Source organism: Bradyrhizobium algeriense (genome assembly GCF_003062295.1).
In the GTDB taxonomy this organism is placed as follows: Bacteria; Pseudomonadota; Alphaproteobacteria; order Rhizobiales; family Xanthobacteraceae; genus Bradyrhizobium; species Bradyrhizobium algeriense.
Genome location: NZ_PYCN01000004.1, coordinates 274,614 through 289,263 on the forward strand (window position 1 = coordinate 274,614; position 14,650 = coordinate 289,263).

The 14,650-nt window shown below is 62.5% G+C and carries 12 protein-coding genes and 1 pseudogene; 12 read left to right on the top strand and 1 reads right to left on the bottom strand.

Translation table 11 applies throughout. The features are described 5' to 3' along the window. Positions 1-56 precede the first annotated feature (56 nt). From C7G61_RS12275 to C7G61_RS12315, 9 genes and pseudogenes are all read left to right on the top strand, one after another. On the top strand, positions 57-854 hold the full coding sequence (locus C7G61_RS12275) for an ABC transporter ATP-binding protein (RefSeq protein ID WP_108514346.1): 798 nt from the start codon (positions 57-59) through the stop codon (positions 852-854). Continuing rightward, complete coding sequence (locus C7G61_RS12280) at positions 851-1,564, top strand: ABC transporter ATP-binding protein (RefSeq protein ID WP_108514347.1); 714 nt, start codon at positions 851-853, stop codon at positions 1,562-1,564. The genes C7G61_RS12275 and C7G61_RS12280 overlap by 4 nt, the downstream gene beginning before the upstream one ends. 11 nt (positions 1,565-1,575) lie before the next feature. Beyond that, the gene (locus C7G61_RS12285) at positions 1,576-2,454 is read left to right on the top strand and encodes a branched-chain amino acid ABC transporter permease (protein ID WP_108514348.1); all 879 of its coding nucleotides are present in this window, start codon (positions 1,576-1,578) and stop codon (positions 2,452-2,454) included. Positions 2,455-2,456: 2 nt separating this feature from the next. Then, positions 2,457-3,470, top strand: coding sequence for a branched-chain amino acid ABC transporter permease (locus C7G61_RS12290; protein WP_108514349.1), 1,014 nt, complete (start codon positions 2,457-2,459; stop codon positions 3,468-3,470). A 72-nt stretch (positions 3,471-3,542) separates the two neighbouring features. Then, positions 3,543-3,671: pseudogene (locus C7G61_RS12295) on the top strand (ABC transporter substrate-binding protein); the annotation flags it as partial. A gap of 215 nt (positions 3,672-3,886) precedes the next feature. Beyond that, positions 3,887-5,116 carry an ABC transporter substrate-binding protein gene (locus C7G61_RS12300; protein WP_108514350.1) on the top strand — a complete coding sequence of 410 codons (1,230 nt, stop codon included), beginning with the start codon at positions 3,887-3,889 and terminating at the stop codon, positions 5,114-5,116. A gap of 162 nt (positions 5,117-5,278) precedes the next feature. Beyond that, positions 5,279-6,505: an ABC transporter substrate-binding protein gene (locus C7G61_RS12305; RefSeq protein WP_108514351.1), complete on the top strand. Its 1,227-nt coding sequence runs from the start codon at positions 5,279-5,281 to the stop codon at positions 6,503-6,505. 123 nt (positions 6,506-6,628) lie between these two features. Continuing rightward, entirely contained in the window at positions 6,629-7,918 is a 1,290-nt protein-coding gene (locus tag C7G61_RS12310; RefSeq protein ID WP_108514352.1) for a glycerate kinase type-2 family protein, read from the top strand. 180 nt (positions 7,919-8,098) lie between these two features. Next, positions 8,099-10,246, top strand: coding sequence for a sensor domain-containing protein (locus C7G61_RS12315; RefSeq protein WP_108514353.1), 2,148 nt, complete (start codon positions 8,099-8,101; stop codon positions 10,244-10,246). Between the two features lie 100 nt (positions 10,247-10,346). On the opposite strand, the gene C7G61_RS12320 is transcribed toward C7G61_RS12315, so the two are convergent. Then, the gene (locus C7G61_RS12320) at positions 10,347-10,865 is read right to left on the bottom strand and encodes a MarR family winged helix-turn-helix transcriptional regulator (protein ID WP_108514490.1); all 519 of its coding nucleotides are present in this window, start codon (positions 10,863-10,865) and stop codon (positions 10,347-10,349) included. Positions 10,866-11,039: 174 nt separating this feature from the next. Between C7G61_RS12320 and C7G61_RS12325 the strand changes: the two genes are divergently transcribed. The 3 genes from C7G61_RS12325 to C7G61_RS12335 are packed head-to-tail and all read left to right on the top strand — an operon-like array spanning position 11,040 to position 14,583. Beyond that, the gene (locus C7G61_RS12325; protein ID WP_190241776.1) at positions 11,040-12,080 is read left to right on the top strand and encodes a branched-chain amino acid ABC transporter permease; all 1,041 of its coding nucleotides are present in this window, start codon (positions 11,040-11,042) and stop codon (positions 12,078-12,080) included. A 5-nt stretch (positions 12,081-12,085) separates the two neighbouring features. Beyond that, the gene (locus tag C7G61_RS12330; protein ID WP_108514354.1) at positions 12,086-13,855 is read left to right on the top strand and encodes a branched-chain amino acid ABC transporter ATP-binding protein/permease; all 1,770 of its coding nucleotides are present in this window, start codon (positions 12,086-12,088) and stop codon (positions 13,853-13,855) included. Then, positions 13,852-14,583, top strand: coding sequence for an ABC transporter ATP-binding protein (locus tag C7G61_RS12335; RefSeq protein ID WP_108514355.1), 732 nt, complete (start codon positions 13,852-13,854; stop codon positions 14,581-14,583). Before C7G61_RS12330 ends, C7G61_RS12335 begins: the two co-directional genes overlap by 4 nt. The last annotated feature ends 67 nt before the right edge of the window (positions 14,584-14,650 follow it).

A 14,650-nucleotide genomic window follows, 5' to 3' on the forward strand; every position in this document is an offset into this window, starting at 1 on the left:
TGGCGAAAATCTTCGCGTGGTCATTCCCGCCCTGTGATCAGCGCGGGCGAGACCCGATGACGCAGGCCCAGCTCGCGCAGGGAAATGCTCCCCTGCTCGCGGTTCGCGACGTCAGCGTCGTGTTCGGCGGCATCATCGCGTTGAACGGCGTGTCGTTTAACATGCACAAGGGAAACATCCTTGGACTGATCGGTCCGAACGGCGCCGGCAAGACGACGTTGTTCAACTGTCTCTCCCGACTCTATCAGCCGAGCTCCGGCGATATTCTGATGGAGGGCGTGAGCATTCTGACGCGTCCGCCGCACCGGATCGCCGAAATCGGCATCGGCCGCACCTTCCAGAACGTCGCGCTGTTCCCAAATCTCTCGGTACTCGACAACGTTCGCGTCGGCACCCATTCCCGTTCCAACAGCGACATCATCAGCGACTCCCTGCGACTGGGCTGGGTGCGCCGTGGCGAGGCCGAACTCAACAGGCACGTCCACGAGATCGTTAGCTATCTCGGCCTCGATGACGTCGCCCACACCATCGTGTCCGGCCTGCCGTTCGGCACCCAGAAGCGCGTCGAACTCGCGCGCGCGCTGGCCGCCGATCCCAAGATCCTGCTGCTCGACGAACCCGCCGGCGGCCTCAATCACGAAGAAGTCCACGTGCTTGGCGACCTGATCAAGCGCATTCGCGACGAGCGTCACATGACGGTGCTGCTGGTCGAGCATCACATGGGTCTGGTGATGTCGATCGCCGACCATGTCGTCGCCCTCAACTTCGGCCGCAAGCTCGCCGAGGGAACACCGGCCCAGGTCCAGGCCGACCCGGATGTCATCAAAGCCTATCTGGGGAGCAAAGACCAATGACCTCGATGCTTAACGTCAAGGATCTCCGCGCCTATTACGGGCAGGTCCAGGCGCTTCATGGCCTCTCCTTCGCGCTCAACGAGGGCTCGCTGACCACCCTGCTCGGCGCCAACGGCGCCGGCAAGACCACCACCCTGCGCGCGATCTGCAACATGGTGCGTTCGACCGGCGCGATCGAGTTCGAGGGCAAGCCGCTCTCCGGCAAGTCGACCGAAAACGTCGTCCGCCTCGGCATTGCGCATGTGCCGCAGGGCCGCGGCACCTTCACCACCATGACGGTGGAGGAAAACCTGCAGCTCGGCGCCATCACCCGTAACGACAAGAAGGGCGTGGTGGCCGACATCGAGCGCATGTACGAGCACTTCCCGGTGCTGAAGGAACGCCACACCCAGCAGGCCGGCACGCTGTCGGGCGGCGAGCAGCAGATGCTCGCGGTCGCACGTGCGCTGATGCTGCGGCCGCGGCTGATGCTGCTGGACGAGCCGTCGTTCGGCCTGGCGCCCTTGATCGTACGCGAGCTGTTCAAGATCCTCGGCAAGATCAACCGCGAGGACAAGGTCACCATCCTGGTGGTGGAGCAGAACGCGCAACTGGCGCTGGAACTCGCCGACCAGGCCTATGTGATCGAAACCGGACGGATCGTGATGTCGGGCAACGCCAAGGACATCGCGACCAACGAAGACGTCCGTAAATCCTATCTCGGCTACTGAGGAGCAGGACAATGGAGCTTTTTACCAACCAGGTCCTGGCCGGTATCGCCACGGGCGCGATTTATGCCTGTATGGCGCTTGCCGTCGTGATGATCTACCAGGCGATCGACCATCTTAATTTCGCCCAGGGCGAAATGGCGATGTTTTCGACCTTCATCTCCTGGCAGCTGATGCAGTGGGGCATCCCGTACTGGTGGGCCTTCCTCGCCACGCTGATCATCTCCTTTGCCGGCGGCATCGCCATCGAGCGGCTGCTGTTCAAGCCGCTCGCCAAGGCTCCGATCCTGACCAACGTCGCGGGTTTCATCGCATTGTTTGCGATCGTCAACTCGGTGGCCGGCCTGATCTGGGACTTCACCATCAAGCAGTATCCGTCGCCGTTCGGATCCTCACCCTTCCTCGGCAGCCAGCTGATCTCGACCCACCAGGCCGGCATGATCGGCGTCACGCTGGGACTGCTGATCGCACTTTATTTCTTCTTTCAATTCACCCGGATCGGGCTTGCGATGCGCGCCGCCGCCTCGCTGCCGGAATCGGCCCGCCTGGTCGGCATCAACACGTCGTGGATGATCGCACTGGGCTGGGGCATGGCTTCCGCCATCGGCGCGATCGCCGGCATCCTGATCGCGCCTGTCGTGTTCCTGGAGCCGAACATGATGGGCGGCGTGCTGATCTACGGATTTGCCGCGGCCGTTCTTGGCGGCCTGACCTCACCGCTCGGCGCCGTGCTCGGCGGCTTCCTGGTCGGCGTGTTTGAAAATCTCGCCGGGACCTACATTCCCGGCGTCGGTAACGAACTGAAACTGCCGATCGCGCTTGCGCTGATCATCACCGTCCTGGTTGTCAAACCGGCTGGACTGTTGGGCCGGCCCATCGTGAAGCGAGTTTGATCATGAGCGCAGTCGAAGAAGTCGTCACAGAAGCACCGGCCGTCGATGCCGTTCCGAAGCGAGCGATGACGCTCGGCCTGGGCACCTCGCTGGTGGTGCTGGCCGCGCTGGCCCTCGCGCCGCTGTTCGTCAAGAACTTCATCATCTTCCAGATGACGATGCTCCTGATCTACGGCCTTGCTGTTCTGGCGCTGAACATCCTGACCGGCGGCAGCGGCCAGTTCTCGCTCGGCCAGAGCGCGTTCTACGCGGTCGGCGCCTATACGTCGGCGATCCTGATGGAACATGTCGGGATGAACTACGCGCTGACGCTGCCGATCGCGGGCGTCATCTGCTTTGCCTTCGGTTTCGTGTTCGGCCAGCCGGCGCTGCGGCTCTCCGGCGTTTACCTGGCGCTGGCGACCTTTGCGCTTGCGGTCGCCATGCCGCAACTCCTGAAGCTCGGCTTCTTCGAGCATTGGACCGGCGGCGTGCAGGGACTGGTCGTGACCAAGCCCGATGCGCCGTTCGGCCTGCCGATGGGGCAGGACATGTGGCTGTATTACTTCACGCTCGTGATCACGATCGGGATCTATATCGCCTCGGTCAACCTGCTGCGCTCGCGCTCGGGCCGCGCCTTCATGGCAATCCGCGACAACGAGATCGCGGCCTCCGCCATGGGCGTCGATGTGGCGCTGTACAAGACGCTGGCGTTCGGCGTCTCGGCCGGCATCACCGGCGTCGCCGGTGGTCTCGGCGCCATCGCGGTGCAGTTCGTGGCCCCGGACGGCTACACCATCACGCTCGCGATCTCGCTGTTCCTCGGCATGGTCGTCGGCGGCGTCGGCTGGCTGCCGGGCTCGATCGTCGGAAGCGCCTTCATCATCTTCGTGCCGAATATCGCCGAAGGCATCTCCAAAGGCCTCTCCGGCGCCGTATTCGGCGTACTTCTGTTCCTCGTCATCTTCCTGGTACCGCACGGCGCCAGGCAGGTCGCGATGGTTGCCCAGCAACTCATAGGAAAGCTGAAAAGGTAACCCTCACTCAGGAGCAGCAATGCGTTCCGCAACAATAAGAAGCGCCGCCTTCTGGACGGCGCTCATCACTTTCGCTGCCACAAACTCGTCGAGAGCGACGAGGTGCTGGTGGTCTTCAGTGCCCTCGGCACGCCGTCCAACACCGCGGTTCATAAATATCTGAACGCCAAGAAGGTGCCGCAACTGTTCGTCGCCACCGGCGTCAAGCTCAAGGCCAGCGGCGAGGCTGCCATTAACTAATATTCCGCCGGACGGTAGTTTCCCGGTGATCAGACTAAATATCGCCTCCCGCGACGCTGTCGCGGGGGGCTTTTTGTTGCTGGACGGGACCGAAAGGTATTCAATGTTCGCAACGGGCCGCCAAGCGCTCCAATCTAAAACAGTGACACAGTCATCGATCCCAGGGAGATCAAAAAATGTCCGTTATCAACTTGCGACTGGGAGCCTTTGCGGCTGCCCTCGCACTGCTCGCCGCGACCAGCAGCGGCGCATTGGCACAAAAGAAATACGACACCGGCGCCACCGACACCGAGATCAAGATCGGCAACATCATGCCCTACAGCGGGCCGGCCTCGGCCTACGGCGTGATCGGAAAAACCGAAGAGGCCTATTTCAGGAAGATCAACGCCGAGGGCGGCATCAACGGCCGCAAGATCAACTTCGTCAGCTATGACGACGCCTACAGCCCGCCGAAGACGGTGGAGCAGGCGCGCAAGCTGGTCGAGAGTGACGAGGTGCTGCTGATCTTCAATTCGCTCGGCACGCCGCCGAACACCGCGATCCAGAAGTACCTGAACACCAAGAAGGTGCCGCAACTGTTCGTCGCCACCGGCGCCACCAAGTGGAACGACCCGAAGGACTTCCCCTGGACCATGGGCTGGCAGCCCAACTACCAGAGCGAGTCGGCGATCTATGCGAAGTACATTCTGAAGAACAACCCGAACGCCAAGATCGCCGTGCTTTATCAGAACGACGATTACGGCAAGGACTATCTGAAAGGCTTCAAGGACGGGCTCGGCGCCAAGGCCGCGTCGATGATCGTCATTGAGGAAAGCTACGAGGTTTCCGCGCCGACGATCGACTCCCACATCGTCAAGATGAAATCGTCCGGCGCCGACGTCTTCTTCAACATCACCACGCCGAAATTCGCGGCACAGGCGATCAAGAAGAACATGGAGATCGGCTGGAAGCCACTGCACTTCCTCAACAACGTCTCGGCCTCGATCGGCAGCGTGATGAAGCCGGCCGGGTTCGAGAATGGACAGGACATCATCTCGTCGCAGTACTTCAAGGATCCAACCGACGCGCAATGGAAGAACGATGCCGCGATGAAGGCATGGAACGAGTTCCTGGATAAGTATTATCCGGAAGCCAACCGGTCCGATGCATCGGTGATGTACGCCTATATCGTCTCTCAAGGCTTGGTGCACGTGCTTAAGGCCTGCGGCGACGACCTCACCCGCGCAAACGTCATGAAGCAGGCGGCCAGCATCAAGGACCTCGAACTCGGCGGCCTGCTGCCTGGGGTCAAGGTCAACACGTCGGCGACCGATTTTGCTCCGCTCTCGCAATTGCAACTGATCAGGTTCAAGGGCGAGAACTGGGAACGCTTCGGCGAAATTCTCTCGGGCGACGTCGGCGGCTAACGCTGCTTCGCGAGCTCTGCTGAAGATGCAGCCCCTGCGGCTTTTGCCGCAGGGGCTTTTTGTTTGTGAGGCTTCCGGCAAGATGCTAATCACGACGCTGTCAAAAGAGCCTTGTTAAGAGGTCCGGCGGTTACATTAAGAAATGAAAAGGGAGAGACAGAAATGTCCACAATGAAAAAACTTGCGGTTGTTTCGACCGCGTTTGGACTACTCGCGGCAACTTCGAGCGGCGTTCTCGCACAGAAGAAATACGACCCCGGTGCAAGCGATACCGAAATCAAGATCGGCAACATCATGCCCTACAGCGGACCGGCTTCCGCCTATGGCGTGATCGCCAAGACCGAGGAAGCCTATTTCAAGAAGATCAACGCCGAGGGCGGCATCAACGGCCGCAAGATCAACTTCATCAGCTATGACGATGCGTACAGCCCGCCGAAGACGGTGGAGCAGGCGCGCAAGCTGGTCGAGAGCGACGAAGCACTGATCGTCTTCAATCCGCTCGGCACGCCGCCGAACACGGCGATCCAGAAATACCTCAACAGCAAGAAGGTGCCGCAACTGTTCGTCGCCACCGGCGCCACCAAGTGGAACGATCCGAAAAACTTCCCGTGGACGATGGGCTGGCAGCCCAACTACCAGAGCGAAACGCAGATCTATGCCAAGTACATTCTGAAGAACAAGCCGGACGCCAAGGTCGGAATCCTTTATCAGAACGACGACTACGGTAAGGACTATCTGAAGGGCTTCAAGGACGGACTCGGCGCCAAGGCCGCATCGATGATCGTCCTGGAGGAAAGCTACGAAGTCTCCGAGCCGACGATCGATTCCCACATCGTCAAGCTGAAGGCGAGTGGCGCCGACGTGTTCATCAACATCACCACGCCCAAATTCGCGGCGCAGGCGATCAAGAAGAACGCCGAGATCGGCTGGAAGCCGCTGCACTTTCTCAATAACGTCTCGGCCTCGATTGGCAGCGTGATGAAACCGGCCGGCTTCGAGAATGCGCAGGACATCATCTCGTCCAATTACCTTAAGGATACGTCTGATCCGGAGTGGAAGAACGACCCCGGCATGAAAGCTTTCGATGAATTTCTGGCCAAATACTACCCCGAGGCCAACAGGATCGATAGCTTTGTGATGTACGGGTACACAGTCGCGCAGGGCCTCGTGCATGTGCTCAAAGCCAGCGGCGACAATCTCACCCGCGAGAACGTCATGAAGCAGGCAGCCAGCATCAGGAATCTCGAGATCGGCAGCTTGCTGCCAGGTATCAAGGTCAACACCAGCGCTACAGACTTTGCCCCCATTTCGGCGGTCCAGCTTCAGAAGTTCAAAGGCGAGACCTGGGAACGCTTCGGCGAAGTGATTGATGCCGAGGTCGGCGGCTAATCGCAAAATGCTATCGACCGATTGTTAGCCAGTAATGCCCCCGCAGGCACCCTGCGGGGGTTTTCTTTTGCGGCGATTGGATGGATAACCTGACTTCCCGTCCCTCTTCGTCCCCGAGCAGACATGACCGACCGGCGTCCCCTCTTGCGTGCGATCTTTGACGCGGCCGTTGCGGCCGCGCATCCCGATGTCGTGCTCGCGGCCCATCTGCGCCCGGCGCCGAAGGGCAAGGTGATCTGCCTCGCCGCCGGCAAGGGCGCGGCCGCGATGGCGGCTGCGGCCGAACGGCACTATCTCGACACGCTGGGGCTCGATCCGTCGCGACTGACCGGCATTGCCACCACGCGCCACGGCCACGGCGTGCCGACGCGCCGCATCAGGGTCGTCGAGGCCGGCCATCCCGTGCCCGACGAAGCCGGGTTGAAAGCCGCCGACGAAACGCTGCGTCTCGCTGCGGAAGCAACCGCCGACGACCTGCTGCTGGTGCTGTTGTCCGGCGGTGGTTCCGCGAACTGGATCGCGCCGGCCGACGGCGTTTCGTTTGCACAGAAGCAGCAGGTGAACCGCGCGCTGTTGCGTTCGGGCGCGCCGATCGGCGAGATGAATATCGTCCGCAAGCACCTGTCGCGGATCAAGGGCGGACGGCTGGCCCGCGCCGGACAGCGCGCCGCCGAAATCGTTACGCTGGTGATCTCGGATGTGCCGCATGACGATCCGTCCGCGATCGCATCGGGACCGACGGTGCCGGATCCGAGCACGCTGGCGGACGCCCGCGCGCTGGTGGCGAGGTACAATCTCACGGTCGACGATGCTATCAGGCGCGCCCTCGAAGACCCTGGGAATGAGAGCTGCAAGCCCGGCGATGGCGCGTTTGCCCGCGCGCAGTTCGAGATGATTGCGAAACCGAAGGCTTCGCTCGACGCGGCTATCAAGGTCGCAAAGGACGCGGGATATGAGGTCATCGGCCTCGGCGCCGATCTCGAAGGCGAGGCGCGCGATGTTGCGGCCGATCATGCGCGCCTGGCGCTGAAGGCACACAGCGAAGGCAAACGCATCGCGATCCTTTCGGGCGGCGAACTCACGGTGACCGTGCGCGGCAATGGCCGTGGCGGCCCCAACCAGGAATATGCGCTGGCGCTGGCGGATCTTCTAAAGGACACGTCAGGTATTGTGGCGCTGGCGGCGGACACCGACGGTGCCGACGGCGGCGCCGGCAACGCAACCGATCCGGCCGGCGCCGTGATTGATCAGACCACGTTTGCCAAGATGAAGTCGCTCGGGCTGGACCCCGCGGCCTATCTCGCCAACAACGATGCCACCGCGTTCTTTTCCGCCAGCGGCGATCTGCTGCTGACCGGCCCGACGCTCACCAACGTCAATGACGTCAGGGTGATTTTGGTGGACCCCGCCTAGGTTTTGCGAACCGTTGCCGGCATCCTGTAGGTGTTAAAGCGACGTTAACGCTCTGTTGAGCAAGTTGCGAGGAACCGGCGCGCATTGGCCGGTCTCGAAGGCGCAATTCACCAGCTTGGGCTTCTAATGGGCGCGCTCCTGGAGGAGGAGAGCCGCCGATAGCGGCTGGGGAAACGCCATATGACGGATCACGGCCAGATAACCGCCCCGCGGTCAGCGCCCCTGAGTGCGCGGCTCGAAGAGGCGATCAACCATTTATCGCTCGGCATCGCCATTTTCGACGAGAAACGCGAAGTCGTTTTCTGCAACGAGCGTTACAGGGAAATGTACGGGCTCTCGCCCGAACAGGTGAAGCCGGGGACGCCGACCCATGAACTGATCCGGCATCGGCTGAATCTCGGCCTGAAGGTGCAGGTCGCAGTCGATGACTACATCCGCGAGCGCGTCGGCCGCGACATCGCACTCGACACCACGATGCAGGAATTCACTGACGGCCGGATCATCGCCTACACCGTCTACCCGATACCCGGCGGCGGCGGAATGGCGACCCACGAGGACATCACCGAGCGCGAAGAGCTCAATGCCCGGCTGAAGAAACAATACGAACTCGGCAAGGCGCAGGAAGAGACGCTGCGCGTCAGGAACTTCCAGTTCGACACCGCCATCAACAACATGTCGCAGGGGCTCTGCTTCTTCGATTCCGACCACCGGCTGATCGTCTGCAACGATCGCTTTGTCGAGATGTATGATATTGCGCCCGAGCGCGTCAGCCCCGGCATGTCGCTGATCGAGATCGTCGACCTGCGCTTCGAAGCCGGCAGCTTTCCCGCCATGACGCGCGATGAATATCTTCAATGGCGCACCAACGTCGCGGTTTCCAACGAGCCGAAAGACAGCATCGTCGAATTGATGAACGGACGCACGTTCAAGATCCGGCACCGCCCGATGCCCGGCGGCGGCTGGGTCGCCACGCATGAAGACATCACCGAGCAGCGCCAGTCTGAGGTCAAGATCGAATACATGGCGCACCACGACGCGCTGACCGATCTGGCCAACCGGGTGCTGTTGAACGACCGGCTCGAATATGCGCTGGGCAGGATTCAGCACGGCGAAATGGTGGCCGTCCATCATCTCGACCTCGATCAATTCAAGGCCGTCAACGATACGTTCGGCCATCCCTGCGGCGACAAGCTGCTGAGGATCGTCGCCGAGCGGTTACGCGGGCTCGTTGGCGACGCCGATACCATCGCGCGGATGGGCGGCGATGAATTCGTGATCGTGCAGGCCACGATCGCAGACCCCGCCGAAGCCACTTTGCTGGCGCAGGGCGTCATCGATGCGCTGAGCGAGCCCTATGACATCGACGGCCAACAGGCCGTGATCGGCGTCAGCATCGGCATTTCGGTCGGTCCCGGTGACGGATCGAATCCCGACAAATTGTTGCGCAACGCCGACCTCGCGCTCTACCGCGCCAAGAGCGACGGCCGCGGCACGTTCCGCTTCTTCGAGCCCGCGATGGATTTGCAGATGCAGACCCGCCGCGTCATGGAGCAGGACCTGCGCAAGGCGCTGCCGGCGGGCGAATTCGAGCTGCACTACCAGCCGGTCGTCAACCTGGCGAGCAAGGAAATCAGCGGCTTTGAAGCCTTGATACGCTGGAATCATCCGGCCAAGGGGTTGATCTCGCCGGCCACCTTCATTCCGCTGGCCGAAGAGATCGGCTTTATCGTCCCGCTGGGCGAGTGGGTCATCCGGCAGGCCTGCGCCACCGCGGCGCAATGGCCCGACAACCTTCACGTCGCCGTCAATATTTCAGCGATCCAGTTTCGCAGTCCCGGCCTGATGCAGGTGATCGTCAGCGCGCTCGCGGCTTCCGGCCTCGCGGCCACACGGCTGGAGATCGAGATCACCGAGAGCGTGTTGCTCCACAACAAGGAGGCGACGCTCGCGGTGCTGCATCAGTTGCGGGCGCTCGGGATCCGGATCGCGATGGACGATTTCGGTACCGGATATTCGTCGCTGACGTATTTGCAGAGCTTTCCGTTCGACAAGATCAAGATCGACCGCTCCTTCGTCAAGAACATCACCGAGGATTCGAGCTCGCTCACCATCGTGCGGGCGGTTGCCGCACTCGCCAATGGCATGGGCATGACAGCTACTGCCGAGGGCGTGGAAACCGCCGAACAACTCCACAGCATCGCTTCCGAAGGATGCACGGAGATGCAGGGCTTCCTGTTCAGCAAGCCGCTTCCCGCCGCCGAGATCGAGCGGCAATTCCTGTCGGGACGCGGGCCGCGCGAGGCTCAAGGCCGTATCGTCGCGGCCTGATTGAGCTACATCGTCATTCCGGGGCGATGCAAAGCATCGAACCCGGAATCTCGAGATTCCGGGTCTGGTCCTTCGGACCATCCCGGAATGACAGGCAACATCAAAACTCCGCCGCGATCTTCGACAGCATTTCGAGCAGGGCTACGCGGTTGGCGGGGCCCAGCAATTCGTTGAGCCGCGCCTCGTGCTTGCTGGCAACCAGCTTCTTGGCGCGCGCCAGCACCGCCCTGCCCTTGTCGGTCAGAAGCAGGATGTGCGAGCGGCGATCGTTGGTCGAACGCATCCGGGCGCACAGGCCGCGGCTCTCCAGCGCATCCAGCATCGATACGAAATTCGGCCTGAGGATGCCGAGCGTGTTGGCGATTTCGGTCTGGTTGCGTCCGGGGTTGCGGTCGAGCAGCAGCAGCACCGAGAATTGCGCCGGCGTCAGTTGCAGCGGCGCGACGCAGCGCAGAAAATCCTCGAACACCTTGAGCTGTGCACGCTTGAGCGAATAGCCGAGCAGTTCGGCCAGCTCGCCCAGTTGCAGCCCGGCATTATCAGCGGCGCCGCCCGCAATTTCCTTGCCGTTGCTGCGCGGCGACTTGACGGCATCGGTCGCTGCCTTGGAAACTGTCATGGCGTGAGGCTCGCACTCGAAAAAGGCTTGGCCGGCGGCCGGGCCCTTGATGTTATATTTGATAATTGTTATTGAATATATCAAATATCGGCGCCTTTCAACTGCCGAGATATCGGACGGCCGGCGGACCGCGTGAGGTCAGGACCGGCGACGCTTTTAGGGGGAGCGCCAGTCTTGAATACGACGATCATGCTGTTCCTGCTGCAGGACGGCATCACCAATGGCGCGATCTATGCGCTGCTCGGGCTGGCGCTGGTGCTGGTGTTTGCTGTCACCCGCGTCATCCTGATCCCGCAGGGCGAATTCGTCACGTTCGGCGCGCTCAGCTACGCCGTGCTGGCGACCGGCAAGGTGCCGGGCACCGCGTGGCTCGCCATGGCCATGGGCGTGGTGGCCTTCGCGCTCGATCTGTTTAACGCACGGCGCTCGCTGCGGCTCACGCGGGTTGCGCGCTCCTTTGCCCTCAACATCGTCCTGCCGGCGGCGATCCTGGCCCTCGCTTATGCGCTTGCCGGGCCCAAGACGCCGATCGCGATCAACATCGCGCTGTCGCTTTTGATCGTCGCGGCGATCGGACTGTTCCTCTACCGCATCGCGTTCCAGCCGATCGCCCATACCTCGGTGCTGGTGCTGCTGATCGCCTCCGTCGGCTGCCATCTCGCCTTGCAGGGCCTGGGCCTGGTGTTCTTCGGCGCCGAAGGTCTGCGCGGACCGGCGCTGTCCAACACCGCATTGACGATCGGCCCGCTGCGCTTCACCGGCCAGAGCCTTGCGGTCTATGGGCTGACGATTGCCTTCATCATAGCGCTGTGGCTGTTCTTCGGCTTCACGCGGATGGGCAAGGCGCTGCGTGCCACCGCCGTCAACCGGTTAGGCGCCCGCCTCGTCGGCATCCGCACCACGCTGTCGGGACAGATCGCTTTCCTGCTGGCGTCCCTGATCGGCGCCATTTCCGGCATCCTGATCGTGCCGATCACCACGCTCTATTACGACACTGGATTCCTGATCGGCCTGAAAGGTTTTATTGCCGCGATCATCGGCGGGCTGGTGAGCTATCCGCTGACGGCAGTGGCGGCCCTGATCGTCGGCAGCGTCGAGGCGTTCTCCTCGTTCTACGCCAGCAATTTCAAGGAGGTCATCGTCTTTACGCTGATCCTTCCCGTGCTGGTGCTGCGTTCGCTCGCAGCGCCCGCGGTCGAGGAAGAGAAGGACTGACGGCGATGAATCAGCGGCTTCCCCTCATCACCTTCGCAGCTGTCATGGCGGCGATCCCGTTCATCCCCGGCGTGCCGCCGTTCTGGATCGTGCTGCTCAACAATATCGGCCTCGCCGCGCTGGTGGCCATGGGCCTCGTGCTGTTGACCGGCGTCGGCGGCCTCACCTCGTTCGGCCAGGCAGCGTTCTGCGGCTTCGGCGCTTACACCACAGCGGTATTGACCACCGCCTATGGCTTCTCGCCGTGGCTGACGCTGCCGCTCTCGCTGCTGGTCAGCGGCATCGCCGCCGTCTTGCTCGGCATCGTCACGGTGCGGCTGTCCGGCCATTATCTGCCGCTCGGCACCATCGCCTGGGGCATCGGGCTGTTTTATTTGTTCAGCAAGCTTGAATTCCTCGGCCGCAATGACGGCATCTCAGGCATTCCGCCGCTCTCGATCGGCAGCTTCCGGATGCTCGATCCCGGCACGATCTATTTCGCGATCTGGATCGGGGTATTGATCTCGGCATTGCTGACCATGAACCTGCTGGATTCCCGCACCGGCCGCGCGATCCGCGCGCTGCGGCGCGGACACATCGCCGGCGAAGCGTTTGGCGTGCAGACGCCGCGCGCCAAGCTCCTGGTGTTCATCTATGCGGCGGTGCTGGCGGGCCTGTCCGGCTGGCTCTACGCGCATTTCCAGCGCGCCGCCAATCCGACGCCGTTCGGCGCGCAGGCCGGCATCGAATATCTGTTCATCGCCGTGGTCGGCGGCGCCGGTTATGTCTGGGGCGCGGTGCTTGGCGCCGGCATCGTGGTGATCCTGAAAGAGGTGCTGCAGAGCTATCTGCCGTATGTCTTCGGCGGCCAGAGCCAGCTCGAGACCATCGTGTTCGGCATCCTGCTGGTCGTTCTGCTGCAACTGGCGCCGACAGGCGTCTGGCCGTGGCTGATGGCGCGATTGCCGTTCAAGCCGGGCCGCAAGGTACCCGATACGTCGCTTCCCCTCGCCAAGCGCGAGCGCGCGCCGGCCTCTGCCGCCGCGCTGCTCCAGATCGAGAAAGCGCGCAAGCAGTTCGGCGGCGTGATTGCCGTCAACGACGTCTCCTTCGACGTCCAGGCCCGCGAGATCGTCGCCCTTATCGGTCCCAACGGCGCCGGCAAGAGCACGACGTTCAACCTGATCACGGGCGTGCTGACCACGACCGGCGGCACCATCTCGGTGCTCGGCCGCAAGGTCGACAATGCGCCTCCGCAGGAAGTTGTAAAACTCGGCGTCGCGCGCACCTTCCAGCACGTCAAGCTGGTGCCCGACATGACCGTGCTGGAGAACGTCGCGATCGGCGCGCATCTGCGCGGGTCTTCGGGCGCGATATCAAGCATGTTCCGGCTGGATCGGGCCGATGAAGCAAAGCTGCTGGCAGAAGCGGCGCGCCAGATCGAGCGCGTCGGCCTCGGCGACCAGATCGACCAGTTGGCGGGAAGCCTGTCGCTCGGCCAGCAGCGCATCGTCGAGATCGCGCGTGCGCTGTGCGTCGATCCATTGCTGCTGCTGCTCGACGAGCCGGCCGCGGGATTGCGCCATATGGAGAAGCAGCGGCTCGCTGCCCTCCTCCGTCAACTGCGCGACGGCGGCATGTCGGTGCTGCTGGTCGAGCACGACATGGGTTTTGTGATGGACCTCGCCGACCGCATCGTGGTGCTGGATTTCGGCACCAAGATCGCCGAGGGCACGCCGGCTGAGATCAAGACCAATCCCGATGTGATCAAGGCCTATCTCGGAGCCACCGCATGAGCGCGCTGTTATCGGTCTCCGACGCCCATGTTTCCTACGGCAAGGTCGAAGCCGTGCGTTCGGTTTCGCTCGACGTCGCCGATAACGAGATCGTTACCATCATCGGCGCCAACGGCGCCGGCAAGACCACGCTCTTGAACGCCATCATGGGCGTGCTGCCGCTCAAGGGCGCTACCGCCTTCGCAGGCCTGGACATGGCCGCACTCGACATCGAGGATCGCGTTGCGGCGGGCCTGTGTCTGGTGCCCGAGCACCGCGAATTGTTCGGCACCATGAATGTCGAGGACAATCTGGAGCTCGGCGCCTTCCGGATTCCGAAGGCTACCGCAGCAAAATCGTTCGAGCGCGTCTATACGCTGTTTCCGCGGCTGAAGGAGCGGCGCAAGCAGCTGGCCGGCACGCTGTCGGGTGGCGAGCAGCAGATGCTGGCGATGGGCCGCGCGTTGATGGGCACGCCAAAACTATTGATGCTGGACGAACCGAGCCTCGGGCTGGCGCCGATCATCGTTGCCGACATCTTCCGCACCATCGGCGAACTGCGCGCCGCCGGCGTCTCGGTGCTGCTGGTCGAGCAGAACGCGCAAGCCGCGCTCAAAATCGCCGACCGCGCCTATGTCATGGAGCTCGGCGAATTCATCCTGTCCGGATCGGCCAGGGACATCGCGTCCAACCAGCGCGTCGCGGCAAGCTATCTCGGCTTCCAGCACGAGGGCGCGAGCGGGATCTAGGGGTGACCCCATAAGTTCAGAGTGATCGGTGGACGTCCGCTTTGGTGCGCATTTCCGGACTCAAGTT

What these genes read in the sequence shown, in the direction of transcription:
- C7G61_RS12275 (WP_108514346.1), top strand. Translation starts at nt 57, where the DNA reads ATGACGCAGGCCCAGCTCGCGCAGGGAAATGCTCCCCTGCTCGCGGTT.
- C7G61_RS12280 (WP_108514347.1), top strand. Translation starts at nt 851, where the DNA reads ATGACCTCGATGCTTAACGTCAAGGATCTCCGCGCCTATTACGGGCAG.
- C7G61_RS12285 (WP_108514348.1), top strand. Translation starts at nt 1,576, where the DNA reads ATGGAGCTTTTTACCAACCAGGTCCTGGCCGGTATCGCCACGGGCGCG.
- C7G61_RS12290 (WP_108514349.1), top strand. Translation starts at nt 2,457, where the DNA reads ATGAGCGCAGTCGAAGAAGTCGTCACAGAAGCACCGGCCGTCGATGCC.
- C7G61_RS12300 (WP_108514350.1), top strand. Translation starts at nt 3,887, where the DNA reads ATGTCCGTTATCAACTTGCGACTGGGAGCCTTTGCGGCTGCCCTCGCA.
- C7G61_RS12305 (WP_108514351.1), top strand. Translation starts at nt 5,279, where the DNA reads ATGTCCACAATGAAAAAACTTGCGGTTGTTTCGACCGCGTTTGGACTA.
- C7G61_RS12310 (WP_108514352.1), top strand. Translation starts at nt 6,629, where the DNA reads ATGACCGACCGGCGTCCCCTCTTGCGTGCGATCTTTGACGCGGCCGTT.
- C7G61_RS12315 (WP_108514353.1), top strand. Translation starts at nt 8,099, where the DNA reads ATGACGGATCACGGCCAGATAACCGCCCCGCGGTCAGCGCCCCTGAGT.
- C7G61_RS12320 (WP_108514490.1), bottom strand. Translation starts at nt 10,865, where the DNA reads ATGACAGTTTCCAAGGCAGCGACCGATGCCGTCAAGTCGCCGCGCAGC.
- C7G61_RS12330 (WP_108514354.1), top strand. Translation starts at nt 12,086, where the DNA reads ATGAATCAGCGGCTTCCCCTCATCACCTTCGCAGCTGTCATGGCGGCG.
- C7G61_RS12335 (WP_108514355.1), top strand. Translation starts at nt 13,852, where the DNA reads ATGAGCGCGCTGTTATCGGTCTCCGACGCCCATGTTTCCTACGGCAAG.